Consider the following 25,169-nt stretch of genomic DNA (forward strand, 5'->3'; position numbering starts at 1 on the left):
TTAAAGGAGTGAATGCCATGAATATATCTGTTTTTCTGGAAGAGGAAACATTGGGAGAAGCTCTGTCTTCATCACTAATAAGCATCACGCTTTTTTGCGAAGCCCATGGGTATAACACTAGATGGGAGATTGCTGATAGAAGACTTTATATAAACCCAGGGAGAATGCTGGAGTCCATCTTATGCCAGCCTCTTCCAGCAGACTTTTCAAATACAGCGCTGGTGGAAGAGCTGAGAAATTACCTGGAGGCAGAGGGCTTCATCACTTTTACAAATGGCAATGAGGAAGCAAGGGATAAGCCGCATATAATGTTAGAGATGATTGAAGAAGAACATATATCGCTTCCGCAGCTCACCATCGAGCATCCCAGTCACCTGGATGACCGGGTGAAGAATGCTCTTCTATCCGAGCTGAATAAGAGGTCACTTCACTTCCAGTTCAGAGAATTGAAGTATATAAAAGCCAATTCCCCCCTTCGCTTGAAAATGGTCTGCAAGCTGCCTAAAAAAAATACTGCAGTCAGTAACCTAGCTTCTATCCTGACCAGGGCATTTGTCTGCTACTCAATCTACAGTCAAAAAGGGCAAAATCAAAAAGGGTCTTTCCTGCCCATGCCTGTCTTGAAAACCTTAATCAAAGGGTTCCTCCTGCCTAAGACCGGAAAAGACCATACTGCTTCTGCTGAAAAGCCGGCAGAGCAGCCTTTGCAGCCTGTCCCAGCACTTCTGAGTGGCAAGCAGGAAGAAATGAAGGCAGATGCAGAAATTGCCATGAATTATACCCTTCTCCTTCCAAGGCCAGGAGATAACGCTCAGGAAGTAATGATAAATGGCGCACTGCTTATGAAGAATATTGGAAATGCCAGTCTCATTGATCCAGTGATATGCATTAAAGTCCCTGTGGAAAAAGGGATATCATTGCAAGGCCAGATCCTCCCTCCTAAAATGGTCGAAGGAATGGCTGTCAAAGGGAGCGGCGGAGACAAAGGCTGGAAATATGTTTATGATAATTGGCGTGAAAGAGTTAAAACAAAAGGCGAATATTGGATTACCAGCATCCATCAGCTGGAAATTTCACCGGGGGAAACGAGTATATTCAATGCCCTTAACTTATCAATCAAAGAGCCGGAGGAAGATTCCTCAGTTCTTATTCAGGCGTTTGTTTATTTTAATGAAGGAAAGCATCGTTTTGCTTCAAGCAACAGCATATCTCTTTCCTTTTAAAACCTGCCAAGCGCCAGGTTTTCTTTTTTATCACCATTTTCATATTCCTGCATAGGATGGCAATACCATTACAGCCCAGAAAGCAGAGGTGGCGAAATGCTCCGATCCAGCGTGTATAGAGAAGATGATTATCACATGCTTAAGCAGAAAATCATCCACCTGAATTCCGAGCTGTCCCGTTACAAAGCAAAGGTAAAAGAATACCAGGATGACTATCATTACAGCCAGCTGGAAACATTAAAAGAAAAAAATCTGCTCCTCGAAAAAGAACTGGCAGAGCTGGTGCACAGCCGGGATGAAGAAAGAAAGGCTTTTGTAAAAAAGCATGAGGAAGAGTCACGAAACAGTTTGTCGTCCATCAGCCATTTAGAGGACTATATTGGAGATCTGGAAGAAAAATGCAGCAAAAGCAGTGAGAGGATAATAGAACTGGAAGAAGAATTGCTGACCCAGGGGGAGGCAAATGACAGGCTGCAGGCTGAACTTGCAGAATTCAAAGAGAAAACTTATCCCAAGCAAGAAGAGGTGGTCAGGTTAAAGGCAGAATTAAAAGCTGTGGAAAAGTCTCTTGAAGACCAGCTGGAGGAATTTAATATCTTAAAAAAGGACAGGAACAGGCTGCTTGAAGACAATAATCAGCTGGTTCAAATGCAGCAGAACACCATGAATGAGCTATTAAGTTTTAGAACAAAGATTGGAATGGCCATTCCGGTTTCTAAGGAACGTGAAAACTCAACTCTGTCACCCTCCCGGCCGGAAAATAAAGATCCCGGCTTAACTGATAAGCTGAAACAGCTCCAAGGCAAAGTGAAGGAATATGAGTCCTCCATTTCTATATGCCTTCAGCAGATCACAGAGCTCGAAGGACAAATCGGCCTCCTTTCCGCTTTCATTCTAAAAATGGAAGCGATCAGCCCAGAGAACTTTAAGCACCATTGAAGAGGCATCCAGCAGGATGCTTTTTCTTTACAATAAAAAAGATGGCTCCCTGGCCACCTCTTTCCTGATATATTTCCAAGTATTCTCATCCGGATACCGCTTCAAGCTTCCGGATATGTTCGGAAATTTTAGGTTTATAAATTTGATGAAGAGCTGCAATTTCTACAGTGGAATCGTGTGCACGAACCTTGCTGCCCATCCTTTCATGAACCCTGTAATGTGTCAAAGGCACATCCAGGAACCCAAATTCGTATTGCAAAGCGATTCTCAGCCACATCTCATAATCCTGGGTATTTTTTAACTTTTCATTGAACGGCCCTATACTCCGCATGACTTTCATATGAGCCATTACAGTAGAACCGTTGACAGGACAAAAATCCTTCAAGTCACGGTAAAAGGTAAGCTGGTCGGTATATTTCCTATTGAGAGAAGCTCTGATCATTCTGCCTTGGCTGTCGATCTGATTGAAATTTGTAAAGGAGATCATATTTCCCCTTCTCTGCATAAAAGCAAGCTGGGCCCGGACCTTAGACGGCTGGATCTCATCATCTGAGCTCAGCCAGGCAAAATATGTCCCCCTTGCCTGCTTTATTCCTTCGTTAAGGGCTGATGCTGTCCCGCCATTATTTTTCCGTATATAGCGGATGCTGTTCATATAAGGAGCCAGCTGCTCAGTATACATAGTGGAGCCATCGTCCACTACAATAATTTCAACATATGGGTAGCTTTGCCTTTGTGCACTCTCGACTGCCCTCGCAATATATTGGCAATTGTAAAACGGAATGACAATTGACACAAGTTCCTTTGCAGCCGCTTTATTGACCATAACACTCTCCCCCCCTCCATGCTATAAGTCTTTGATAATCTGGTCAATTCGACTGATATCCGTGGTATACCGTTCAATCCCCGCCACTCTGGAGCGATAATTTAACAGTCCCTGTTTATACAGTTCATCCAATGCAAGAAACCCTTTTTCCCTCGCAGCAACCAGGAGATCAAGCCATTCACTGAATGCGGCTGGTCCAAGAACATTATTGTTCTGATTTGCATGCAGGCGGAAAAAGCTCAAAGGTTCAGGCATATAAACCGCCCTGCCATCGGACAGAAGATTCAGCCAGGCTGCCATATCATTCAGGAGTGAATATTGCTGGTCTGCAAAAACCCCAAACGGCTCTTTCAAGTCCTCTTTCTTAAACAAAACGGTCGTGGGCTCCCCTATGATATTCAAACAGCGGGAAAGGGCCATATCAGCAAGAACCTTCCCGTCCATCACCCTTGTTTCATGGAAAAGCCTTTCAGTTGCATACAGCGGAGACAGCCAATTCCCCTTTTCATCAATTGTCTGCCTATAGGAGGTGACTAGCTTTATATCCAGGAACTCTTGGAAGTAATACATCATTTTCTCGATTTTATATTTATCGAAAACATCGTCATCCATTAAGTAATTGACATATTCTCCTGAAGCCAGGTCAAGCAGCTTATGCCAGTTTTTCAAAAATAAATTTTTCTCATTTTTATAATAGCGGATATTGTCTGTACCGCTGAAGCAGGCTTTCATCATCTCTTCTACCCTGTTGTCAGAGCTGTCATCACAAATAATAATCTCTTTGCAGGGATAAGTCTGCTTTAGCGCGCTCTCGATTGCTGTCTTAAGAGTAACCGGCCGATTATAGGCAGGAATTAGAATGCTCACAAGGGGCAAAGACATAGATAATCTCCTTCCGGTGATTTTTGGATTTCTCGCTTTAATTACTCTATTCCGTATCCCCTTCCTGTGTTCAGTTCTCCGCCCAGTTCTGCTGAAATTCCGCCCTGCCCCAGTTTTGGCAACAAGGTTTGAGGTGTGCATATAAATAATAGAAGAGTATGCCACTTTATAGAATAGGAGATTACCTATGCAGGATAAAATGACCCCAATGCTTAAGGCTTATTTTTTTATTGCAGAAGATGTCCCTTTGGAAGAATTGGACACCCTTCAAACAAAACTATACGAAGATCACATCTTTGTCATTTTGTGCGGAAACGAGGACGAACCTACAGACATAAACTCGAAATTGCCGAGGATTTATGTCTCGATAGGCAGAGATTGGAGGGATTTCCCAGGTCTCATCAGCATGCCGGCCCACGAAAAAAAACGCTGGCTGCACTTTGAGTCACCCGATAAAATTGAACCCGGTAAGCTTTTTTATTGCTGGCTCTCAGCGACCGATCCTCTTCCTGAGAATAAAACCGTGCCGCTTTCAAGCTTCACTTCTGACAAACCCCTTGTGTCTGTTTTTACGGCTGCCTTCAGATCAAAAGAAAAGATTCAGAGGCCCTTCAAATCACTGCAGGCACAGACATATGCTAATTGGGAATGGGTCATAGTCGATGATTCCGGTGATAACGAAGAAACTTACAGGGATTATTTAAGCAAGCTGGACGACCCGAGAATCCGGAGATACAGGCAGGACAGCTATAATGGTTATATAGGCTCTATCAAACGATATGCAGCCGGCCTTTGTACGGGTGAGATTCTTGTTGAATTAGACCATGATGATGAATTAACACCAGACTGCCTGGAAAAGATTGTCCGTGCCTTTCAGGAAAACCCTGATTGCGGCTTTGTTTACGGCGACTGTACAGAGGTATTCGCTGAAAACCTCCACGCCCACTGGTACGGATGGGACTGTGGCTTCGGCTACAGCGTCTATTATCGGATCTGGCTGCACTCAATGAACCGGTGGCAAAACATATTGCGCCATACAACCATCAATGGAAATACCATCCGCCATCTGGTCGGGCTTCCTAACCACCCCCGCGCCTGGACTAGAGAATGCTATCACCTTGTAGGCGGGCATCGTGAGGAGCTCCTTGTCAGCGATGATTACGACCTCCTTGTCAGGACTTTCTTGTCTACTAAATATGCTTCTGTTCCAGACCTTCTGTATATCCAGTACAGAAATAAAGGGGGAAGCAACTCAACCTTTACAAGAAACGGACAAATACAGATTCTCGTCAGGGAGCTGAAGAACTATTATCACAATCGGATTTACGAAAAAATCAGGAGCATGGAGATGCCTGAGCTGGTCCCGTACAGCAGAATCTGGGAAACCGGCCGGGACGACCCGGCCAGAAAAACAGCACACGCTATCCGTGAAGACAGGTCAAAGAAATCAATCATTTTTCCGATTCCCTATTCTTCTGATGAGAAGGAGCACATACAGCTGTACGAGATTTTAAATAAAGGCTTAAAAAATGGATTCAGAGATTTCGAAGTGATTATAATCGGGAATATTCCTGCTGATATCAATCTCTTTGCTTCAAAAGCACCTTCCGGCAGCATCCGCTGGTGGCCGATGGAAGCTTCCGATCCGATTGAGTTTTATGTTGAATATGGGAAGTTTTGTGCTTCATGCTGGGATAAAATTGTCATAATGCCCACTCATTAAAAAAAAGGCTGCCTTATATGAGCAGCCTTTTTCCTTTATAAAATTTAAATATCATGTTTTCAGACTTATTGCTCCAGCTTTTTCATTGAGTATTATTGCAAGGATTTCTTTTAACACTGAGAGGCATCCGGAGCTTACAACTCTATAAGATAGTTTACTATGCTTTTGCGTACATTCAATTTGATTCGCTGCACAAAAATAACTGATTCATTGGAAGTAAAACTACCCTTGAATCAGTCACTAGATTTAAATCTATGACTTACTCTAGTCTATTAAAATTTGATTAAATTTAGGTTCCGCTGATTCACAGTAGCAGCCGTATAGTTTGATTGAGCAGTGACAATGACCCTTAATTGATAGGTAGAAGCAGGGTTCGTGGCCGGAGCTGTATCTACATATGTGTCTGCAATATCAAAGGTTTGATTTCCTGCGGCAGCTAAAACCCTTGAAAGTGTTCTTGTCGTCAGGAGAGTGCCACCTCGATACAATCTGAACTGTACTGTTATTGAGTTATTCGCATTTGCAGTAGTGTCCAATTGGACAGCGGAATCAATTTTAATATTTTGTCCAGCTGTTACACTGGTTGTTACACTTGCTACCACTACTTCACTTCCAGCTGGGAGTACACTAATACCGCCCGAATTATTAACAAATGCTAATATTGGCTGGGTTCCTGATGGTCCTTGTGGTCCCTGAGCTCCGGTTGCTCCTTGTGGGCCTTGCGGACCTTGAGATCCTGTGGCCCCTGTGGCTCCTTGTGGACCTGTAGCACCTTGGGCTCCTGTGGATCCTTGAGGTCCCTGTTCTCCTTGAGGACCTGTCGCTCCTTGTGCACCAGTTGCGCCTTGAGGACCTTGCTCTCCTTGCGGACCTGTAGCWCCTTGGGCTCCCGTGGCYCCTTGAGGTCCCTGTTCTCCTTGGGGACCTGTCGCTCCTTGGGCTCCCGTGGCTCCTTGAGGTCCCTGTTCTCCTTGAGGACCTGTCGCTCCTTGGGCTCCCGTGGCTCCTTGAGGTCCCTGTTCTCCTTGAGGACCTGTCGCTCCTTGGGCTCCCGTGGCTCCTTGTGGGCCTTGCTCTCCTTGAGGACCGGTCGCTCCTTGAGGTCCCTGTTCTCCTTGGGGACCTGAAGCTCCTTGTGCACCAGTTGCGCCTTGAGGACCTTGCTCTCCTTGCGGACCGGTTGCTCCTTGGGTTCCTGTGGCCCCTTGAGGTCCCTGTTCTCCTTGGGGACCTGTCGCTCCTTGGGCTCCCGTGGCTCCTTGAGGTCCCTGTTCTCCTTGGGGACCTGTAGCACCTTGGGCTCCCGTGGCTCCTTGAGGTCCCTGTTCTCCTTGAGGACCTGTAGCACCTTGGGCTCCAGTGGMTCCTTGAGGTCCCTGTTCTCCTTGAGGACCTGTCGCTCCTTGGGCTCCAGTTGCGCCTTGAGGACCTTGCTCTCCTTGCGGACCTGTAGCACCTTGGGCTCCYGTGGCCCCTTGAGGTCCCTGTTCTCCTTGGGGACCTGTTGCACCTTGGGCTCCAGTGGCTCCTTGAGGTCCCTGTTCTCCTTGCGGACCTGTCGCTCCTTGGGCTCCCGTGGCCCCTTGAGGTCCCTGTTCTCCTTGGGGACCTGTTGCACCTTGGGCTCCAGTGGNCTCCTTGAGGTCCCTGTTCTCCTTGAGGACCTGTCGCTCCTTGGGCTCCCGTGGCTCCTTGTGGGCCTTGCTCTCCTTGAGGACCGGTCGCTCCTTGAGGTCCCTGTTCTCCTTGGGGACCTGAAGCTCCTTGTGCACCAGTTGCGCCTTGAGGACCTTGCTCTCCTTGCGGACCGGTTGCTCCTTGGGTTCCTGTGGCCCCTTGAGGTCCCTGTTCTCCTTGGGGACCTGTCGCTCCTTGGGCTCCCGTGGCTCCTTGAGGTCCCTGTTCTCCTTGGGGACCTGTAGCACCTTGGGCTCCCGTGGCTCCTTGAGGTCCCTGTTCTCCTTGAGGACCTGTAGCACCTTGGGCTCCAGTGGCTCCTTGAGGTCCCTGTTCTCCTTGAGGACCTGTCGCTCCTTGGGCTCCAGTTGCGCCTTGAGGACCTTGCTCTCCTTGCGGACCTGTAGCACCTTGGGCTCCYGTGGCCCCTTGAGGTCCCTGTTCTCCTTGGGGACCTGTTGCACCTTGGGCTCCAGTGGCTCCTTGAGGTCCCTGTTCTCCTTGCGGACCTGTCGCTCCTTGGGCTCCAGTTGCGCCTTGAGGACCTTGCTCTCCTTGCGGACCGGTTGTTCCTTGGGTTCCTGTGGCTCCTTGAGGTCCCTGTTCTCCTTGAGGACCTGTCGCTCCTTGGGCTCCAGTTGCGCCTTGTGGGCCTTGCTCTCCTTGAGGTCCGGTCGCTCCTTGGGCTCCMGTGGCTCCTTGAGGTCCCTGTTCTCCTTGAGGACCTGTCGCTCCTTGTGACCCGGTTGCTCCTTGTGGTCCCTGGGCTCCCGTTGCACCAGTTGCTCCTTGTGGTCCCTGGGCTCCCATTGCGCCAGTTGCTCCTTGTGGTCCCTGGGCTCCCATTGCGCCGGTTGCTCCTTGCGGCCCTTGCRCTCCTTGTGACCCGGTTGCTCCTTGTGGTCCTTGCACTCCTTGTGMYCCRGTTGCTCCTTGTGGTCCCTGGGCTCCCATTGAGCCAGTTGCTCCTTGCGGTCCTTGCACTCCTTGTGMSCCAGTTGCTCCTTGYGGTCCTTGTGMGCCAGTTGCTCCTTGCGGTCCTTGSASTCCTTGTGWCCCAGTTGCTCCTTGTGGTCCTTGGGCTCCTTGTGCGCCAGTTGCTCCTTGCGGCCCTTGCACTCCTTGTGACCCGGTTGCTCCTTGTGGTCCTTGGGCGCCAGTTGCTCCTTGAGGCCCTTGTGGCCCTTGAGTTCCTTGTGACCCGGTCGCTCCTTGCGGGCCTTGTGGGCCCTGAACACCTTGATTAGATCCTAATAGTTCATCTGATACAAGCCTGTGGGCAGCAACAAGCTGGCCATTTACATCCCTTCCCCAGACAGAAATCTGGGTGCTGGCTTCTGCAGATCCTCCAGTTGTAAATACGAATTCATATCCATCAAAGTTCGCAAAATATTCTCTTGTCACAACTTGATTCGGTGCCAGACTCACTTGTTCAATAACATAGGCAATTCTTGAACCATTCAAAAAGTACCCTTGTATCAATACGGTGGAAAAATTAACACTGTCCCTATTATCAACTTTGATTAAAACTGTCCTGGTCAGCCTTGTCCCCGCTGCAATGGGATTGGCAATAGGGCCTGTGGAAAGTACCGCCAATGTATTCCCTCCTTTTTTTCCTAATTAAAAACTGAATTGCCTAGGGCAATTCATAATAGTCCTTTATGAGGTACACCTGATTTAAGTTTGTTTCAGTCTAAAGTTGTCCTAATATTTCATCGGATACAAGACGCTGGGTGAAGGTAATAGCTCCAACTGCTGATCTGCCCCAAAGAGAAATTTGGGTGCTTGCTTCGGCTGGCCCGCTTGTCGTAAAAACAAATTCAAATGCATCAACATTTCCAAAGTAATTACGAGTTGCCACCTGGTTTGGACCAAGATTTACAACTTCTGAAACATAAAGGGTTCTTGTCCCATTTAAAATGTAGCCCTGAATAAGGACTGAAGAAGCACTTACTGAGCTTCTGTTATCCGCAATCACGGTAATCTGGGTAACCTGCCTAACGCCTCCGACTGCCGGATTCTCAATCGGCCCTGTTGAAATAACTGCCATTCTACTAAACCCCCTTCTAATAAAATTGTTCTTTAGCTGCCAGCAGACTGGTTATGATCTCATAAGTTATCGCATACTTGGGTATTTACTATAAAACTGCTGAGTGCTGCACAGGCCAAATAGCCTTCCTTTTGAGGAATACAGCGTGCATTTTCTTCCTCACCTCATATTATTCAACCCTTGCTTTATGTGAAGCTCTATTAGCCTATTATCAGAAATAAAGGCTTATATACTATCCATGATTTATATAGAAGGAATGCGGAAAAACAAACTTTTTCTTTTCTTGTTTGAATAAACGCTAATAAGCAAAAGCCTAAAAAGGCTTTTGCTTAGAATTGATATATATTGGGTGAATGTTAAAATACCTGCAGCAATAAGAACCAATGGCTTCAGGTATTGGATGAAGGAAAGTGTTACTTTAGAGAGTTTTTCTAAAAGCAAGCCAGTTTCATAAAACGTCCCGCCTTTTACATAGTATGCCCAGCACTTCGCTGACAAGTTTACTCGCTAAATGGATCTGGCTTGAAGATCATATCTAATATGGTCATTGCCCTGCGATAATAAGAATGTTCTTTGAAGATTCTTTCATGGCCTTTTTTGGCAATCTTCGTTCTTTCTTTTTCATGCTTGAGATAATATTCTATTTTCGCAATCAGCTCTTCAGAAGAAGAATACGTTTCTATTTCACTTCCTATTTCTAAGAAGCGGGACAGCTCACCTTTTTTATCTGTAAGCTGAAAAACTCCATATGCTGAAATCCCTAAGGTCCCTGGATTAGAGGATAAGTCTGAAAACTGCTGAATCTCTCTGAGCAGATCAGTTTCCTCTTGTGATCCGTGATGATTGATGACTATCTTTGACTCCTTCATTACTTGCGAGGGATCACTTTGCGAAAAGGCTTCGATCCTTACCTTGTCGGGATACAGTTTGTATTGGTAAAAATCCTCCCCTCCAGTTCCTGCAATAACGGCCTTTTTTTCCGCTAAGTAAGGTGCAAGCTTAGCAGCTATATCAAGCCTGCTTTTCCCGGCTGTACCCAGAATGCATACATCATGAGTAAAAGACACATCTTCTTCGCGGCTAAAATACTGAGTACTTATACCAAGCGGCATATAATGGACATTTCTGCATCCCGCCATATAATAATCGGTCACGCTGCTTTTTTCCTGTGTAAAAACATAGTCATAATAAGGTGCAAGTTTCATCGTTACATCTGGATAATAAAGATCGTCTATAAACCAAATAGCAGTTTTTATTCCCATTTCAGCAATTGCCCTCGCCTGCTGCACCGGAAAAGAATCCCCCAATAAAACAAAAAGAAGATCCGGCTTTATTTTTGCCGCTAAATCTGCAGCGTTTTCTTTCGGCTGCAGTTCAAGGACATCAGCACCCAGACCTCGGAAACCCTCAATGATTCCCTCGGATATAACCTTATAAATTCCTCCATAGAGCGGGTGGATAAAAAGTATTCTTTTTAAGGTGAAATCACCAGGGCGCCCAGAGAGGCCACCCTTCAAGAACGTTTGAATAATGGGAACAAGAGGCTTTTTCTCATTAATTTCCTTAACAGTCAACCCCTGATCGGCTTGCTGGACTCCAAAAATAAGTGCAAGCTTCCGGTCTACTATATGCGCAGCATTAAAGTGCTCACGTATTTTCTTAGCCCCTGCTTCTGCAATCCTCATGGCTTCATCAAAGTTCTCATAAGCCCAGTTTATGTGTCTTAAGAAGGAATCAGCGGAATCAGAGGCTTCGATGTATTCCTGCCTATCTATTAAAAGGCTGTGATCATTCCGGGGATTGGTCGTTATAAGCAGACAGCCGGAAGCCATTGCATCACAGGCAGAGGTAGTGGGAAACCCATCCAGAGTATAAGGATCAGCAATGCCGCAATAAAGAAAGATGTGTGTATGCTCATAAATCTCTTTTATTTGTTCAGGGTTAAGTTTCTCATAAAATGTATAATTGGAATTCTTCAATAGATGCAGTTCAGTTTCCCAATCTCCAATGATATTCAATTGGAAACGTTCGTCTATCCTGTTGAAGATATCGGCAAGCAAAGGAAAGTTTTTTCTTACGGCCTTGTATGTGCAAAAGGTGATCTGAAGCGGAACCGTTTTTTCCTTAGCAGTAAACGTATAGAAGTCAGTATTGATAACAACTGGCATGTAGACACTTTTCGAAATACTTTTTCTGACTTCCTGAATATTGGTGAAAACTGTCTCACAATGGCTGCCAGCAATATTGAGAAATTCCTCTTCAGTGCCCGGCATTAAGCCACCGCCAGGGTAAAGCATCGCATGGACCCTGATGCCCAGATCATCAATCAGATTTCTAATGCTTACAAGTGGATTGGCACCAGGCATCATGGTTCCTTCTGAACTTCTAATTTCGCCTAACAGGCTCAAAAGATGGTTCAGAAAAACGCAGTAAATATCCGTTATTCCCTCCCTCTCAGCCATTGCACCAAAAGAGCGGATGTCATGAACTTTGGCTGGGAAGTCATCATAATATAATTTGGTGGCAAAAAAGAGAGTATCCGGCCTCTGCTTCCATATCTCAACATTCTCCCAATACCTGAAACCGCTCTGCTTCCAGGGAAAATTCGTGTCAATTACTGCCAGCCTCCGTGCCGGTGAGTTTGAAGTATGCATCCCATTATTATGCAGCATATTCTGCCTTCCTCCTTACCAGTTATATTTACAAGGAGAGCTGCTTTTCCTGTATTCAAGTTATGCAGCTTGAAGAGGAACGATGCTTACCTCCCCATATTGCTCAGATGATATTGCGAATAAGAGGCAGATGATCTTTTGTTCTTTTCTTGCCGTGAATTACCCCCTGCCATATATCAAAGAAACGGAGATGGTAAGAAACCGTATGAAAAACATTCCGTTTTTACAGCCAAATCTTGTCAAACAGGAATCCTTTTCACACTATTTGAGCCAGATTGAAAAAACGAAAAAGTACAGCAACTATGGGCCGTTAAACACTCAGTTCGAAAACAGGGTGATCGCAGAGTTTTTTGATGGAAATGGCGAAGCACTTACAGTGAACAATGCTACAATCGGCCTGATGCTCGCAATCAGCGGAAGCATGCGAAAAGATGGCCGCTATGCCATCATGCCAAGCTTTACCTTTTCAGCAACGCCGCTGGCAGCGATGTGGTGCGGACTGGAGCCTTATTTCATTGATGTCGATGAAGACAGCTGGTGCATGGATGAAGACCAGCTGGCCGATACACTCGATATTCTTGGGGACGAGGCAGCTGTCGTTGTCCCTTATGCTACCTTTGGCACTAATTTGAATTTGGATTATTACAATAAGCTTCAGAGTCATGGCATCCCTGTAGTGATTGATGCAGCCCCCTGCTTTGGCTCAAGCGGCAGGGATGGCTCTTTTTCAAAAGGGTTTACTGGTATAAGCGTATTCAGCTTTCATGCTACCAAGTCATTTGGCATCGGCGAAGGCGGCCTTTTGTACAGCGGGGACAAGAACATCATTCAGGAACTAAGAAAAGCAGGAAATTTTGGCTTTTCTGCCGACCGGGAATCAGTTCAAATGGGATTGAACAGCAAGCTGTCAGAATATGCGGCAGCCATAGCCCTTGCCACACTGGATGTATATCCCGCGAAAGTGCAGGAAAGGCAGAAAATTCACCAATGGTATATTGAAGCCTTCAATGCCCTGCCTTCCTTGAACGGATGGAAGATGCAAAAAGCAAAAGGCACAATCGCGCACCAATTCTTTCCCATCCTTTGCCCGGAAAATGAAAATAGTGAATTCTATGTCAAGCTGCTGGCAGCAGACGGCATCGAAGCCCGCACCTACTTTTCACCGGCCTGCCACCAGCAGAAGCTCTTCTCTTCCTGCAGGATGACCGGTATGCCGGTTACGGCTAGCCTGGCAGGCAGAATCCTCAGCCTGCCGCTTTGGGAAGGGATGAAACAGGAGGATGTCAGCAGGGTTGCTGCTGCTCTTTCTAAGGGAACAGCAGATGAATAAGCTGATTCTATGGGGCTGCGGCGGCCATGCCAGGGAGGTGCTTCACCTCTGCGGGCAATTAGGCATGGAGGTGGCAGGATTCCTGGATGAACGTCCGGAAATGAAAGGCAAGTTTGTCGATGATATTGAGGTGCTTGGCACTTTGGATGATATTGCCCATTTAAGAGACCATGCTAAAATCCTCTGTGCAGGCGTAGGAGATCCCGCTTTAAAGAAAAGGTTCTCAGAGATGACAGCAAGCGCGGGCTTTGAAATGATGGGCCCGCTTGTACATCCCGGTGTCTATATTTCTCCCAGAAACAGGATCGGCTCAGGTTCGGTGATTTGTGAAGGAACCATCATGACTACCAATATAATGATCGGCAATCATGTTATTATCAACCGGGGATCAAACATCAGCCATGATAATAACATAGAGGATTATGCAACCGTCGGTCCCGGTGTAAGTATTGCCGGCAATGTGACGATCAAGGAAGGGGCATATATCGGGATAGGCTCCTCCATCAGAGAAAAAACGGCCATCGGGGCATGGTCCGTCATCGGCGGCGGTGCTTTTGTTAAAGAAAACGTGCCGGAAAGTTGTTTGTACGCAGGAGTGCCTGCTGTTTTTAAAAAGAGAATACAGAGATGATGCCCTGGGGAGGTCTGCAAAATATTAAGGATGTGAACAGGATGAAAGGAATCATATTGGCAGGCGGCCATGGCACTCGCCTTTATCCGCTTACAAAAGCAGTTTCCAAACAGCTGCTTCCTGTATATGATAAACCATTAATCTATTATCCCCTTTCTGTATTGATGCTCGCAGGAATCAAAGATATCCTGATTATTTCAACCAGGGAGGATATCCCCCGGTTCCAAAACCTCCTGGGAGACGGGTCGCAGCTTGGCATCAGCCTGAGCTATATCATCCAGGCTGAGCCGGAAGGAATCGCCCAGGCGTTTATCATCGGCGAAGATTTCATCGGAGACGATTCTGTATCATTGATTCTCGGCGACAATATTTTTTACGGCCATAACTTTACCAAAATCCTCGAACAGGCTGTAAACAGCAATCAAGGCGCAACCATATTTGGCTATCAGGTGAAAGATCCGGAAAGGTTTGGCGTGGTAGAGTTCGATAAAAATCAGAATGTCATTTCGCTCGAGGAGAAGCCGCTCAAGCCGAAATCGCAGTATGCCATAACCGGCCTTTATTTCTATGATAACCAGGTGGTCGACTTTGCGAAGAGCATTGAAAAGTCGGCAAGGGGCGAATACGAAATCACCTCGGTCAATGAGCTTTATCTAAAGCAGGGTTCACTCAGGGCCGAGCTGCTTGGCCGGGGGTTCAGCTGGCTTGATACAGGCACCCATAAATCATTGATGGAGGCTTCCTCTTTTATCGAAACAATCCAGAGCAGGCAGAATATCCGGATATCCTGCATTGAAGAAATTGCCTACAGAAAAGGATTCATTACAGCAGAGCAGCTGCTCGATCTTGCAAAGCCTTTGAAGAAGAATGATTACGGCCAGTATCTTGAAAAGCTCGTTAAATCTGATTCTGCTGTGGAAAGGAGCTAGCCATGGAACTTCTAGTAACAGGCGCTGCCGGGTTCATCGGATTAAATTTCGTCCATCTTGCCCTGAAAAATCCATCTGTCAGCGTGACGGTCATTGATGCACTAACCTATGCCAGCCATCCGGAGGAAATGAAAAGATTGTCACTCCATCCCCGCTTCCGTTTCATTAAAGGCAGCATAGCGAATGAACGGGAGCTTGAGGCAGCTTTTGACCGGAACTATGACAGCATCATCCACTTCGCTGCCGAATCGCATGTTGACAACAGCATCAAGAATGCCAGCTTATTCATTGAAACCAATATAAGCGGCACCTATCTGCTTCTATTAAATATGCTGAAAGGACGTGCGGGAAAAATGATCCATATATCTACAGATGAAGTGTACGGGACTCTTGAAGCAGGCCAGCCGGCTTTCACAGAGCACTCTCCCCTTTCACCCAACAATCCTTATTCTGCAACCAAGGCAAGCTCAGATCTTCTTGTCCGTTCTTTCCGTGAAACCTACAAGCTTCCTGTCATCACCACAAGATGCAGCAATAATTACGGTCCCTACCAGCATAGCGAGAAATTCATTCCGACCATTGTCCTCAAAGCGCTCAATAATGAAAAAATCCCCGTTTATGGCGATGGCCTTCAGATCAGGGACTGGCTTTATGTCGGGGATCACTGCAAAGCCATTTGGATGATACTCGAAAAAGGAAATTTGGGAGAAGTCTATAATATCGGCGGAGGCAATGAAAAGACAAATATTGAGGTTGTAAAGCATATCCTGGACCTGCTCGGAAAGCCGGAAAGTCTGATTGAATATGTTGAGGACAGGAAAGGCCATGACCGCAGATATGCCATCGACTCCGCCAAGCTTCAGTCTGAGCTGGGGTGGAAGCAGGAATTGCCTTTTGAAAAGGCGCTTCAAACAACGGTTGACTGGTATAAAAATCGGCTGACGGGATCTGCAGGATGAGGGTCGCGATAACAGGCGCCGGCGGGCAATTAGGAAAGGAGCTGGCTTCCACACTGGCCAAACTCGGATGCACTGTATTCCCTTTTGGCAGGAACGAATGGGATATAACGGATGCCCATTTCTCAGCTGAGCGTCTGCAGGAATTGCAGCCGGATGTTCTGATCAATGCAGCAGCATTTACGGCAGTCGACCAATGCGAAACCCAAAGGGAGAAAGCCTTCCTCATAAATAGCATCGCACCGTTTTCTTTGGCGCGGGAGGCAAAAAGGGTGCAGGCCCGGTTCATCCATATCAGCACAGACTATGTCTTTTCTGGTGATAAATCCATCCCATGGGAAGAGCATGATCCTCCTTTCCCATTGAATGTGTACGGAGAAAGCAAATGGGCCGGCGAAACGCTCTCCATGGCTGCCAATCCGGATACCCTGATCATCAGGACCTCGTGGCTGTACGGGCACGGCGGGAAGAATTTCGTCAGTACCATCGCAAAGCTGCTGCAAAGCAAAAACCAACTGGAGGTCGTGGCAGACCAGATCGGCTCTCCTACCTATACAAAAGATCTTGCTGAAGCTATATATTTTCTTCTTGAGCAGCCTGCAGGCATTTACCATGTTTCCAATAGCGGGAGCTGCAGCTGGCATACATTCGCAAAGGAAATTGCTGGTTATCTAAAAAGCGGCGCAGAAATCTCGCCAGTTTCATCAGAAAACTATGGCCTTCCCGCACGCAGGCCATCTTATTCTGTGCTGGGTAATCAGAAATTGACTAAATGCGGATTGACTATGAGGAACTGGAAGGAAGCATTATACGAATTCTTGGCTAAGGAGGCTGATAAGGATGCAAATTGAAGGTGTTATAACAAAGAAGCTTACCAAGCATTGTGATGACAGGGGATTTTTTGCAGAAGTGGTGCGTGATGATGAAAATCTGCTATCCCATTTCGGCCAGCTTTCCTGGTCCACCTCCTATCCTGGTGTGATCAAGGCCTTTCATTATCACGAAAAGCAGGATGACCTTTGGTTCTTCCCGTCCGGCAATGCGCAGGTCGTGCTGTATGATTTGAGAGAGAACTCAAAATCCTTTGGAGAAACGAATGTATTTTATCTGGGTGAACATAATCCGATGATTCTCCTGATACCCAAAGGGGTTGCGCATGGCTACAGGGTGCTTGGCAATACACCTGCTACGGTAGTCTATTGCACAACACAATCCTATAATGCTGCAGCACCAGACGAGAAAAGAATACCCTGGAATGATCCTTCCATTGGGTTTGATTGGGAAACAGAGAATAGGTAAAAATAGAAAAGAGCCGGCCCCATATAGCCAGGGGCCAGCTCTTTTACTATTGCGTTTTTTTCATTGCTATTGCCCTGTTGAACATGGAAAGGATATTTGTAACAAGAGCATCATAACTCCATCTCGTCCTTGCCCACTGAAGCGCATTCTGCCCCATCACAGCCCGTTTTCCGTCATTCTGGATCAGGCTGCGCAGCTGCATGAGCAGGGCCTCACTGTTGCCTGCAGGGAAGATCATCCCGTTCACCTGGTTGTGGACCATTTCCGGGAGGCCGGCCGCATCACTTACAATGACAGGCAGGCCGGCGAGCTGCGCTTCCATGACAGAATGTGGCTGTGTATCCTGAAGCCCCGGCAGGACGAAAATATCTGCACTATTCAAGTAAGGAAGTACGTTTTCAACTGTACCAAAGAATAACACAGAACCAGCAATCCCAAAATTCCGGCATGCCTGTTCCAGTTCTGCCCTTATTCCTCCCTCTCCCAGAATCCAGCATTCCCAATCCTGCCTTTCTTTATATAGCTTACCTAGCGCGGGCAGCAGAGTATGCAGACCTTTTAAAGTAACAAGCCTGCCCGTAAATAATATAATTTTCTTCCCTTTTTTGTTGAGCTTTCCGCTTCCTTGAATTTCCCGGAGGAAGCTGTCGGTTTCCATCCCGTACGGAAACAGCAGCACCTTATCAGCAGGAACCTGGCAGCCATTGATGATCAGCCCCTTCATCCACTCGGATTGTGAGTGAATCAAGTCACTGGAGTTATAGCCCAGCCTTTCCAGCTTATGAAAGTAATTATATACATCTGACTGCCGGAGCTCCAGATCGGCTGCACCAGGCCGCAGGCTTTTCAGATTATAAAAAATCTCGCCTGATAAATACCCATGGGCACTCATGACAAGCGGTACTCCAGGAGGCTTTATTTTGCCAATGACACCTGCCGACATGGCGTCTTGTGCATAAATGATATCATACCCTGCCAGACCGTAATGAAGAGCTGCCGATTCCAGGAACCCTCTGGAGACTTCTGTCTGGAATATATAGCTTCCCGTTTGATAGCCCGGGTAAGCTTTCTTTACCTTTTCATGCAGACCACCTGACACATGTTTTTCTGTCAGCTCTTCAGGGCGGCCGAGTATCCTGTAATTTAAGGTATCCTGGTTGAGGCTCAAAATCGTGATGATGTGACCCATGCTCTCAAGGCGCTGTTTCAGCTTTGAAACAAAGCTCCAGATTCCTCCCGGATATGGGAGGGGATAGAAGGAGGTGATTAAGATCTTCATGGGCTATACCACCTGGCTGCAGACTTCTTCATTGTGCTCACCCTTTCTCTTTCCTCTTTCGACCTTCGGCAGGCTGCAAAAGGCACATACCCTTTGGAAAACTGGCGTATATATAAATAACAGCCTTTTGTTAAATCAGTTAGGAGGCAGGTCCAGTGGCAGAGCCTAAGGTGTCGATCATCATTCCATTTTATAATTGCGAATATATTGCACAGTCCATCTCCAGTGCAGTCAATCAAACCTATCTTAACAAGGAAGTCATTGTCGTCAATGACGGCTCAGACAGGCATATTGAGAAAATATCCCCTTTCCGTGACAGGATCATCTACCTGGAAAAGGAAAATGGAGGAACAGCCAGTGCTGTTAATATGGGCATCCAGCATTCCACTGGAGAGTATTTTTCATGGCTGAGCTCGGATGATCTTTTTAACTTGCGAAAAACAGAATTGCAAATGGCTTTTATGAAAAAAGTGAATGCAAGTGCCTCTTATACAAACTTTCATATCATCAATAACCAGTCAGATATTACACAGCTGTCCGCCGGAAAAACCATCTTGGATAAAAAGGCGTTCTATTCGTATTTAAGAACTTCCTGCCATATAAACGGCTGTACAGTCATCATGAAGTCCAGCCTTTTTAAAAAGACTGGGCTGTTCAATGAGAAGCTTCTTTACACCCAGGATTATGATATGTGGCTACGCGTCCTCCATCATGAAGAATTCCATTTCCTGAATGCACCGCTGGTCCTTCACAGACTCCATGAAAACATGGGAACCATAAAGCATCTCAATGAATTATGGGAGGAGTTCGCAGAAGTAAGAAAGAGATATGACTCTTTTCTTTTAAACAAATTAAATTAAGACTATAAATTTTTCCTATAGCTTTGCTTCTCATTACACAAAGTCTTCCTATAATAGTTTAATAGATCTTCAAAGGTTTGCTCTCTGCTTATCTCCGGATCCCAGCCCAGCTTTTTCAATTCACCGGAGTCAAGCTTATACCGCTCAGAATCAGGTTCAGAAGATTTCGCCTCCACGATAAAATCTGTTTTTGCTTTGGCTTTTAAAAAGCAGACCACCTCTTCTAAAGTAAGGGAGGAACCAGATGACACATCATAGATTCCTCCCCGCTCACCTTTTTCCAGAATAATTCCGTAAGCGCGGACTGCATCCCGCACGTCCAAAAAATCACGGCTCGATTGAAGGCTGTTGACAGAAAGCACTTTATCCTCTTTGCCTGACTCCATCCTGGCAATCCTGCTTGCAAATAAAGAACAGACTCCATTGGAATTCCCAGGACCGATCAGATTGCAGGGCTTAGCAATCATCACATCCATTTTGTAAAGAGACTCCCATGCCCGGGCCAGTGCTGTCTGCATCGACTTTGTCAGGCTGTAGGGATGCGGGTGTTCTTCAGTGCCGCTCTGCAGCGCAGAACCTGTGACCAGCACCCTGGCTTCAGGCTTTAACCTGCGGAGTGCTTCCAGCAGATATAGTGTTGAAAGTACATTCGCTTCAAAGGAAGCAGAAGGATCCTCCCAGGATTTCCCTACATGGTTTTGGGCTGCCAGATGAAGGACATAGCCGGGATCTGTCTTTTTGACAAGCTGATCCAGAGAATGTTTATCAAGCAGATTGCAGATTTCTATCTGATCTGCCTCGCCTTCCTGCAAATTTCCGCGATGCACAGAAGCTGCTGTAAAAAAACCCTTTTTCCTGAAATAAGAACAGGCATGCCTGCCCGTGAAACCTGAAGCTCCTGTAATCAGGATTCTCTTTGCGTCTTTCAATGTCTGTCCATCCATTCTTTCAGCTCAAGGAGCATCTCGTCATAGCCGGGGACATGATAGTCAAAATCGGTTCTTGTGTTCACAATGGTCCTGTCCAGCACAAAACCGCTGTCCGGAACGATTTCTACTCCGTCCTTATTGAATATCGCCTTGATCAACACAAGTAGATCATGCTTGGCAATTTTCCTTTCGCCGCCCAGATGGCACAGGCCGCTAAGTCCAGTTTCAATAATGCCGCGCACTGCTTTGGCCAATTCAAGTGTTGTGACGCCGTTCCATAAGGCTTCCGTATACCCATTGATCCTGCCATGCTGCTTCATGAACCATAAAAACAGGCCGATTCCGTCATCCTTCAGCTCAGGTCCGATAATGCTGGTCCTGATTGTCAGATGCCTGCTGTCCACAATTTCCCCAAGCTGCTTGGACTGGGCATAAATCGATGACCCATCAGGTGTATCTTCTTCCTTATAGCTGCCTATCCCGCCGGAAAACACGCAATCTGTACTGATATGGATGAGCTTTCCCCCATAGCGTTCTGCAAACCTTGCAATCTGGTGGGGCAAAAGGCTGTTCAGCTGAAAAGCGAGCTTGGGATTCTCAGCTGCCTGGCCATTCAACAGGCCGATGCAGTTGATGATGATGTCAGGCCTAAGCTGATCTATTACTATTTCCAGCATGGATGAATCCGCTGCATCCAGATAAATGCCTTCCCTATCAGCACGGTCCCTTGTGGTAAAAAAAACCTGGTAATCAGTGTTTTCCCTAAGATAGGCAGCCATCATATGGCCTGCCATGCCCCTTCCCCCAAGGATCAGTATCTTCACTGAATAAAACCGCCTTTCTTCAGCATTTCTTTGATTTCTTCCCGGCCCATGAGTCCTTTGCTGGAATTATAGGTTTCAAGTTCAGCAGGCTTGCAGGCTGAATAGGCTTCTTTCAGCCCCGGAATATGGATTGGCGGCAGAATAACAAAGTATTCCTCGTCAAAAATGACAGTGGTGCCTGCTTCATACTCTGAAAGGAGGAGCTCATGAATTTTTTCACCGGGCCTTGTGCCAAGTACTTCAACCTCAATATCCTGCTTCCCGGCATCACCAGCAAGCACATAAGCCAGATCAAGAATTTTGCATGCAGGCATTTTCATAACAAAGATCTCACCGCCGACGCTTTCTTTTGTTGCCTTAAATACAAGCTTGATCGCATCCTCAAGCGTTAAAAAGAACCGGGTCATCTCCATATCTGTTATACCGATCTTTCCTTTTGACATGATCTGCTTTTTAAATACATGGATGACGCTTCCGTTAGTTCCAAGCACATTCCCGCCGCGAATGCATACAAATTTTGTGTTTGTATTCAGCGTATTTGCATGGATGATGAGCCTCTCACCCATTGCTTTTGATAGTCCATAGAAATTAGAAGGGTTGGATGCTTTGTCGGTTGAAATATAGATTACGCTCTCGACATCATTTGCGATGGCAGCGTCAATGACATTCTGTGTGCCATGAACATTTGTTTTCAATGCTTCAAGTGGCTGATCCTCACAAACAGGTACATGCTTCAGGGCCGCCAGATGAAAAACATAGTCCACCCCGCAGCATGCCTCTGTAAGTTCATCTTTTTCTTTAATGTCGCCAATTACAAAATGGAGAAGAGGGTTATTATCAAATTCTTGCTTCATCGTAAACTGGTTAGATTCATTTCTTGAAAATACCCTGATTTCTCTTGGATTCGCCTCCAGCAGCTGTCTTATAAGCTCATATCCCCATGAGCCCGTTCCTCCTGTCACCAGGATTTTCTTATCCTTAAACATTTTCCATTCCTCCCATTAGAATTTTAATGACTTTGTCAGATACAGCGGGCTCTTCATAACCGATCGGGAAGCTCCATTTCCTGTCTGAAGCAGCCATTACTTCCACGCATCGCAGGATATTCTCAGCGTTAAGCCCAGAAACCATATTGCTTCCACACTCAATTGTTTCGGGCCTTTCGGTTGTTTTTCTGATGGTTACTGCAGGCACATGAAACAAGCAGCATTCTTCCTGGACAGTTCCGCTGTCAGTAAGTGCACCAAAAGCATTCTTCTCCAATTTCACAAAATCAAAAAAACCAAATGGCTCATGAAACTCAACCAGGGGGTTCATTTCCAGCGCACCGATTTGCGACAGCTTGGACCTGGTGCGCGGATGGATACTGCAGATGATGCGTACCTTGAATTTTTCTGCCGTAAGGTTTAATCCTTTCATGATTTGTATAAGGCGGTCTGCCCGGTCGACATTTTCAGCTCTGTGAATGGTTGCCAGGAAATATCCTCCTGGTTCAAGCTTCAATCCCTCCAGTACCGAACTATGATCGATCTGGCTTTTATAATGTTCAAGCACTTCATAAATTGGATTTCCTGAAACGATGATTCTGCTGGAAGGGATTCCTTCCCTCAGCAGGTTTTCTCTGCTTTGAGGAGTATAAGGGAGATTATAGGTAGAAATGGCATCAATTACTTTACGGTTTTTTTCTTCAGGGACTTCAAGATCAAAGCAGCGGTTTCCTGCTTCCATATGAATGACAGGGACGCCCATTCTTTCCGCTATAATAGCACCCAGGCCGCTGTTCGTATCGCCAAGTACGAGGACACGATCAGGGCGCTCAGCAAGAATGATTTTCTCCAGCTCCGAGAATATTGCTGAAAGCTGTTCCCCTAATGAATGCTGCTTACCCAGCAGAATAAAGTCAGGTTTCCTCACTTTCATTTCCTGAAAAAACACATCACTCAGATTGCCTGTAAAATTCTGACCGGTATGAACAAGGATATGCCTGCTGCATAACTGATCCAGCTTATTGATTATCAGGCTCAGCCGGATGATCTCCGGTCTTGTACCCAATATGGTCATTACTTTCATCGATTTATCACTCCCTGCCCTGCATTCCCGAAAAACACAGTTATCTAGTTATTAAATTATGCTTGTATAGTTGGATGGTTCTAGGCATCCCTACCAATTTATTCGCACGGTATAGCATCCTCCTAGGGGCTGCTGGAGTTGTAGATACACCCAGACACTCTCCCATTACTGCCCTGAAAAAGAAAAAACAGGGCCAGAGAAGCACCCTGTTTATATAGAAGATAGGTTTACTAGGTTACTGCCGTGTACAAACCTGCAAGCATCTCATAAAATATATAAATTTTTAAATCTCAAGGAGAATTGCCGATGTCCTATTCCGCTGCCGTTCTTTGTGTAATGCTCGCCATCATGTTCTTTGTCCTTGTCAAAGAATGGCTGCCTGCAGAAATCACCGTTTTTTCAACCCTCGCCCTCTTGATTGTCAGCGGCATCCTGCCCGCCGGTGAGGCTTTATCCGGCTTTTCCAACACAAGCGTCCATACTGTTGCCCTCTTATTTATAGCAGGAGCTGCCGTTTCAAAAAGCGGGCTGATACAGGATGCTGCCGGCAGATTTCTCAGCAGGAGCAGGACACTGCCTGGAGCACTGTTTCGTATCATGGTGCCGGTAAGCACTGCCTCGGCTTTCATTAATAACACTCCATTGGTGACTCTTTTTCTTCCTTTTCTGCAAAAGTGGGCAATTGAGAACAGGATCCAGCCTTCAAAGGTGCTGATCCCACTTTCATATGCTTCCATTCTCGGAGGGACCATTACACTGATAGGCACTTCTACTAACTTATTGGTTAACGGGCTTATGATTGAGAGAGGCGAGGAAGGATTCCACTTGTTTTCTTTTTCCGTCATTGGGGTCCCTATAGCTGCGGCTGGCATTCTCTATATGATTGTCTTCGGACACCGCCTTCTTCCTGACCGGTCGCATAATATCCAATTGTTTGAAGAAGAAGAGCATCTTCATATCCATTATTATGAAGTGCTTGCCGGCTCCCCTCTTGCCGGAAAAACGGTGACAGAAGCTTTGCTGCGGAATCTAAACCACTTTTTCCTGATTGAGATCATCCGAGGTAACACAGTTAAAACTCCAGCCGCCAATGATGAAGTTGTTCAGACTGGGGATATTCTGGTGTTTTCAGGAAATCCGCAAAAAGCGCTCCCCTCCGTTCATCTTCTCGGGCTTAAGCCCTGGCCAGCCGGACCCTCTTCTCGCCCTAAAAGGAAAGGGAGCGGATTATTTGAAGTGGGAATTCCCCCTGGTTCCTTTCTCGTCAATAAAAGAATCAAGGATATCCATTTCCGTTCAAGGTATCAGGCTGTCATTGTGGGTGTGAAAAGAAAGGGAGAATTGATCTCCAGCGGCTTTGGCAGCCTGACAGCGGCCCAGGGAGATACCTTCATCCTCCTGGCAAGGCAGGGTTTTGGCGAAATATGGGCGGGCAGCGACGATTTTTATTTTGTCTCCTCCTCAGCTGCAGCTAAAAACAGCCGGAGGCAGAAGCTCTCAGTCTCCCTGATCCTCGCAGGATTTATCGTATGCTCGCTCATTCAGGCTGCACCCATATATCATCTGGCTCTCCTTGCAGCTGCGTTTATCATTGCGATAGGGACACTGTCTTTTTCAGAGGCCTTGAAAGCGTTGAATTGGCGGATCATTATCTTGATGGGAAGCTCCATCGGCCTCGGAAAAGCAATTGAATCAACCGGCCTTGCATCAACCGCTGCTTCATTCCTCCTTAAATGGCAGGATGAACTGAGCTTGCTTGGCATTATTTGCATCTATTATTTGCTTACAATGCTCATGACTGAAATCCTGAATAATTTGGCTACAGCGTCCCTTATGTTCCCGATTGGCTACACGATGGCAGAAGGCCTGCAGATAGATCCGGCTATGTTTGCCATGCTTACTGCCATTGCCGCTTCATGCAGTTTTTTAACCCCTATCGGCTATCAGACCAATCTTCTTGTATATGGACCCGGCGGATACAGATTTACGGATTATATGAGAGTCGGACTGCCTTTAAGCCTCGTTTCAATGGCAGCCGCCATTACCATGCTTTATATTAGATGGCTTTAG

Annotated in this window: 21 protein-coding genes and 1 pseudogene; 11 read left to right on the forward strand and 11 right to left on the reverse strand. The window is 46.4% G+C overall.

All coding sequences use genetic code 11. The annotated features are described in order from the left end of the window. The first annotated feature begins 17 nt into the window (after positions 1-17). Together FZD51_RS13905 and FZD51_RS13910 are read left to right on the forward strand one after the other, a co-directional pair. Positions 18-1,223 (forward strand): hypothetical protein, encoded by a 1,206-nt coding sequence (locus FZD51_RS13905; RefSeq protein ID WP_148975317.1) that lies wholly within the window; start codon positions 18-20, stop codon positions 1,221-1,223. A gap of 96 nt (positions 1,224-1,319) precedes the next feature. After that, a complete protein-coding gene (locus FZD51_RS13910) occupies positions 1,320-2,162 on the forward strand; it encodes a hypothetical protein (protein ID WP_148975318.1) in 843 nt (280 codons plus the stop codon). An 85-nt stretch (positions 2,163-2,247) separates the two neighbouring features. Here FZD51_RS13910 and FZD51_RS13915 read toward each other — a convergent pair whose 3' ends face one another. Together FZD51_RS13915 and FZD51_RS13920 are read right to left on the reverse strand one after the other, a co-directional pair. Further along, positions 2,248-2,988, reverse strand: coding sequence for a glycosyltransferase family 2 protein (locus FZD51_RS13915; protein ID WP_148975319.1), 741 nt, complete (start codon positions 2,986-2,988; stop codon positions 2,248-2,250). 21 nt (positions 2,989-3,009) lie between these two features. Beyond that, positions 3,010-3,870, reverse strand: coding sequence for a glycosyltransferase family 2 protein (locus FZD51_RS13920; RefSeq protein ID WP_148975320.1), 861 nt, complete (start codon positions 3,868-3,870; stop codon positions 3,010-3,012). Between the two features lie 187 nt (positions 3,871-4,057). Between FZD51_RS13920 and FZD51_RS13925 the strand changes: the two genes are divergently transcribed. After that, complete coding sequence (locus FZD51_RS13925; RefSeq protein WP_148975321.1) at positions 4,058-5,593, forward strand: glycosyltransferase; 1,536 nt, start codon at positions 4,058-4,060, stop codon at positions 5,591-5,593. 272 nt (positions 5,594-5,865) lie between these two features. On the opposite strand, the gene FZD51_RS26405 is transcribed toward FZD51_RS13925, so the two are convergent. The 4 genes and pseudogenes from FZD51_RS26405 to FZD51_RS13945 form a co-directional block, all read right to left on the reverse strand. Further along, positions 5,866-6,195, reverse strand: a complete 330-nt coding sequence (locus FZD51_RS26405; RefSeq protein ID WP_222928619.1) for a hypothetical protein — start codon at positions 6,193-6,195, stop codon at positions 5,866-5,868. Positions 6,196-6,264: 69 nt separating this feature from the next. Beyond that, positions 6,265-8,116: pseudogene (locus FZD51_RS26650) on the reverse strand (hypothetical protein); the annotation flags it as partial. Positions 8,117-8,963: 847 nt separating this feature from the next. Next, positions 8,964-9,320: a hypothetical protein gene (locus FZD51_RS13940; RefSeq protein WP_148975322.1), complete on the reverse strand. Its 357-nt coding sequence runs from the start codon at positions 9,318-9,320 to the stop codon at positions 8,964-8,966. 500 nt (positions 9,321-9,820) lie between these two features. Next, positions 9,821-11,992, reverse strand: a complete 2,172-nt coding sequence (locus FZD51_RS13945) for a glycosyltransferase family protein (RefSeq protein ID WP_148975323.1) — start codon at positions 11,990-11,992, stop codon at positions 9,821-9,823. A gap of 205 nt (positions 11,993-12,197) precedes the next feature. On the opposite strand from FZD51_RS13945, the gene FZD51_RS13950 reads away from it, so the two are divergent. Genes FZD51_RS13950 through FZD51_RS13975 form a run of 6 tightly spaced genes read left to right on the forward strand, consistent with a single transcriptional unit; the run spans position 12,198 to position 17,137 of the window. Beyond that, entirely contained in the window at positions 12,198-13,322 is a 1,125-nt protein-coding gene (locus FZD51_RS13950) for a DegT/DnrJ/EryC1/StrS family aminotransferase (protein ID WP_148975373.1), read from the forward strand. Continuing rightward, the gene (locus FZD51_RS13955; protein ID WP_338120382.1) at positions 13,273-13,953 is read left to right on the forward strand and encodes an acetyltransferase; all 681 of its coding nucleotides are present in this window, start codon (positions 13,273-13,275) and stop codon (positions 13,951-13,953) included. The genes FZD51_RS13950 and FZD51_RS13955 overlap by 50 nt, the downstream gene beginning before the upstream one ends. Positions 13,954-13,994: 41 nt before the next feature. Further along, complete coding sequence (rfbA, locus tag FZD51_RS13960; RefSeq protein WP_148975324.1) at positions 13,995-14,882, forward strand: glucose-1-phosphate thymidylyltransferase RfbA; 888 nt, start codon at positions 13,995-13,997, stop codon at positions 14,880-14,882. Positions 14,883-14,884: 2 nt separating this feature from the next. Further along, the gene (rfbB, locus tag FZD51_RS13965) at positions 14,885-15,841 is read left to right on the forward strand and encodes a dTDP-glucose 4,6-dehydratase (protein WP_148975325.1); all 957 of its coding nucleotides are present in this window, start codon (positions 14,885-14,887) and stop codon (positions 15,839-15,841) included. Further along, positions 15,838-16,689, forward strand: coding sequence for a dTDP-4-dehydrorhamnose reductase (rfbD, locus tag FZD51_RS13970; protein ID WP_148975326.1), 852 nt, complete (start codon positions 15,838-15,840; stop codon positions 16,687-16,689). The genes rfbB and rfbD overlap by 4 nt, the downstream gene beginning before the upstream one ends. Next, a complete protein-coding gene (locus tag FZD51_RS13975; RefSeq protein ID WP_148975327.1) occupies positions 16,679-17,137 on the forward strand; it encodes a dTDP-4-dehydrorhamnose 3,5-epimerase family protein in 459 nt (152 codons plus the stop codon). Before rfbD ends, FZD51_RS13975 begins: the two co-directional genes overlap by 11 nt. A gap of 46 nt (positions 17,138-17,183) precedes the next feature. On the opposite strand, the gene FZD51_RS13980 is transcribed toward FZD51_RS13975, so the two are convergent. Continuing rightward, positions 17,184-18,416 carry a glycosyltransferase family 4 protein gene (locus FZD51_RS13980; protein ID WP_148975328.1) on the reverse strand — a complete coding sequence of 411 codons (1,233 nt, stop codon included), beginning with the start codon at positions 18,414-18,416 and terminating at the stop codon, positions 17,184-17,186. Positions 18,417-18,571: 155 nt separating this feature from the next. Between FZD51_RS13980 and FZD51_RS13985 the strand changes: the two genes are divergently transcribed. After that, positions 18,572-19,276 carry a glycosyltransferase gene (locus tag FZD51_RS13985; RefSeq protein ID WP_148975329.1) on the forward strand — a complete coding sequence of 235 codons (705 nt, stop codon included), beginning with the start codon at positions 18,572-18,574 and terminating at the stop codon, positions 19,274-19,276. 2 nt (positions 19,277-19,278) lie between these two features. Here the strand turns inward: FZD51_RS13985 and FZD51_RS13990 are convergent, their stop codons facing one another. The 4 genes from FZD51_RS13990 to wecB are packed head-to-tail and all read right to left on the reverse strand — an operon-like array spanning position 19,279 to position 23,099. After that, positions 19,279-20,205, reverse strand: a complete 927-nt coding sequence (locus FZD51_RS13990) for an NAD-dependent epimerase/dehydratase family protein (protein WP_187445755.1) — start codon at positions 20,203-20,205, stop codon at positions 19,279-19,281. Beyond that, positions 20,202-21,029: an SDR family oxidoreductase gene (locus tag FZD51_RS13995; RefSeq protein ID WP_148975331.1), complete on the reverse strand. Its 828-nt coding sequence runs from the start codon at positions 21,027-21,029 to the stop codon at positions 20,202-20,204. Before FZD51_RS13995 ends, FZD51_RS13990 begins: the two co-directional genes overlap by 4 nt. After that, positions 21,026-22,015, reverse strand: coding sequence for a polysaccharide biosynthesis protein (locus FZD51_RS14000; protein ID WP_148975332.1), 990 nt, complete (start codon positions 22,013-22,015; stop codon positions 21,026-21,028). The genes FZD51_RS13995 and FZD51_RS14000 overlap by 4 nt, the downstream gene beginning before the upstream one ends. Further along, on the reverse strand, positions 22,008-23,099 hold the full coding sequence (wecB, locus tag FZD51_RS14005; protein ID WP_148975333.1) for a non-hydrolyzing UDP-N-acetylglucosamine 2-epimerase: 1,092 nt from the start codon (positions 23,097-23,099) through the stop codon (positions 22,008-22,010). The genes FZD51_RS14000 and wecB overlap by 8 nt, the downstream gene beginning before the upstream one ends. A gap of 306 nt (positions 23,100-23,405) precedes the next feature. Between wecB and FZD51_RS14010 the strand changes: the two genes are divergently transcribed. Then, positions 23,406-25,169 carry an SLC13 family permease gene (locus FZD51_RS14010; RefSeq protein ID WP_148975334.1) on the forward strand — a complete coding sequence of 588 codons (1,764 nt, stop codon included), beginning with the start codon at positions 23,406-23,408 and terminating at the stop codon, positions 25,167-25,169.

It is taken from the genome of Bacillus infantis (assembly GCF_008180445.1).
GTDB classification, from domain to species: domain Bacteria; phylum Bacillota; class Bacilli; order Bacillales; family Cytobacillaceae; genus Bacillus_AB; species Bacillus_AB infantis_B.

What these genes read in the sequence shown, in the direction of transcription:
- FZD51_RS13975 (WP_148975327.1), top strand. Translation starts at nt 16,679, where the DNA reads ATGCAAATTGAAGGTGTTATAACAAAGAAGCTTACCAAGCATTGTGAT.
- FZD51_RS14010 (WP_148975334.1), top strand. Translation starts at nt 23,406, where the DNA reads ATGTCCTATTCCGCTGCCGTTCTTTGTGTAATGCTCGCCATCATGTTC.
- FZD51_RS13905 (WP_148975317.1), top strand. Translation starts at nt 18, where the DNA reads ATGAATATATCTGTTTTTCTGGAAGAGGAAACATTGGGAGAAGCTCTG.
- FZD51_RS13925 (WP_148975321.1), top strand. Translation starts at nt 4,058, where the DNA reads ATGCAGGATAAAATGACCCCAATGCTTAAGGCTTATTTTTTTATTGCA.
- FZD51_RS13945 (WP_148975323.1), bottom strand. Translation starts at nt 11,992, where the DNA reads ATGCTGCATAATAATGGGATGCATACTTCAAACTCACCGGCACGGAGG.
- FZD51_RS13915 (WP_148975319.1), bottom strand. Translation starts at nt 2,988, where the DNA reads ATGGTCAATAAAGCGGCTGCAAAGGAACTTGTGTCAATTGTCATTCCG.
- FZD51_RS13950 (WP_148975373.1), top strand. Translation starts at nt 12,198, where the DNA reads ATGAAAAACATTCCGTTTTTACAGCCAAATCTTGTCAAACAGGAATCC.
- rfbA (WP_148975324.1), top strand. Translation starts at nt 13,995, where the DNA reads ATGAAAGGAATCATATTGGCAGGCGGCCATGGCACTCGCCTTTATCCG.
- FZD51_RS13980 (WP_148975328.1), bottom strand. Translation starts at nt 18,416, where the DNA reads ATGAAGATCTTAATCACCTCCTTCTATCCCCTCCCATATCCGGGAGGA.
- FZD51_RS13920 (WP_148975320.1), bottom strand. Translation starts at nt 3,870, where the DNA reads ATGTCTTTGCCCCTTGTGAGCATTCTAATTCCTGCCTATAATCGGCCG.
- FZD51_RS13910 (WP_148975318.1), top strand. Translation starts at nt 1,320, where the DNA reads ATGCTCCGATCCAGCGTGTATAGAGAAGATGATTATCACATGCTTAAG.
- wecB (WP_148975333.1), bottom strand. Translation starts at nt 23,099, where the DNA reads ATGAAAGTAATGACCATATTGGGTACAAGACCGGAGATCATCCGGCTG.
- rfbB (WP_148975325.1), top strand. Translation starts at nt 14,885, where the DNA reads ATGGAACTTCTAGTAACAGGCGCTGCCGGGTTCATCGGATTAAATTTC.
- rfbD (WP_148975326.1), top strand. Translation starts at nt 15,838, where the DNA reads ATGAGGGTCGCGATAACAGGCGCCGGCGGGCAATTAGGAAAGGAGCTG.
- FZD51_RS13940 (WP_148975322.1), bottom strand. Translation starts at nt 9,320, where the DNA reads ATGGCAGTTATTTCAACAGGGCCGATTGAGAATCCGGCAGTCGGAGGC.
- FZD51_RS13955 (WP_338120382.1), top strand. Translation starts at nt 13,273, where the DNA reads ATGTCAGCAGGGTTGCTGCTGCTCTTTCTAAGGGAACAGCAGATGAAT.
- FZD51_RS14000 (WP_148975332.1), bottom strand. Translation starts at nt 22,015, where the DNA reads ATGTTTAAGGATAAGAAAATCCTGGTGACAGGAGGAACGGGCTCATGG.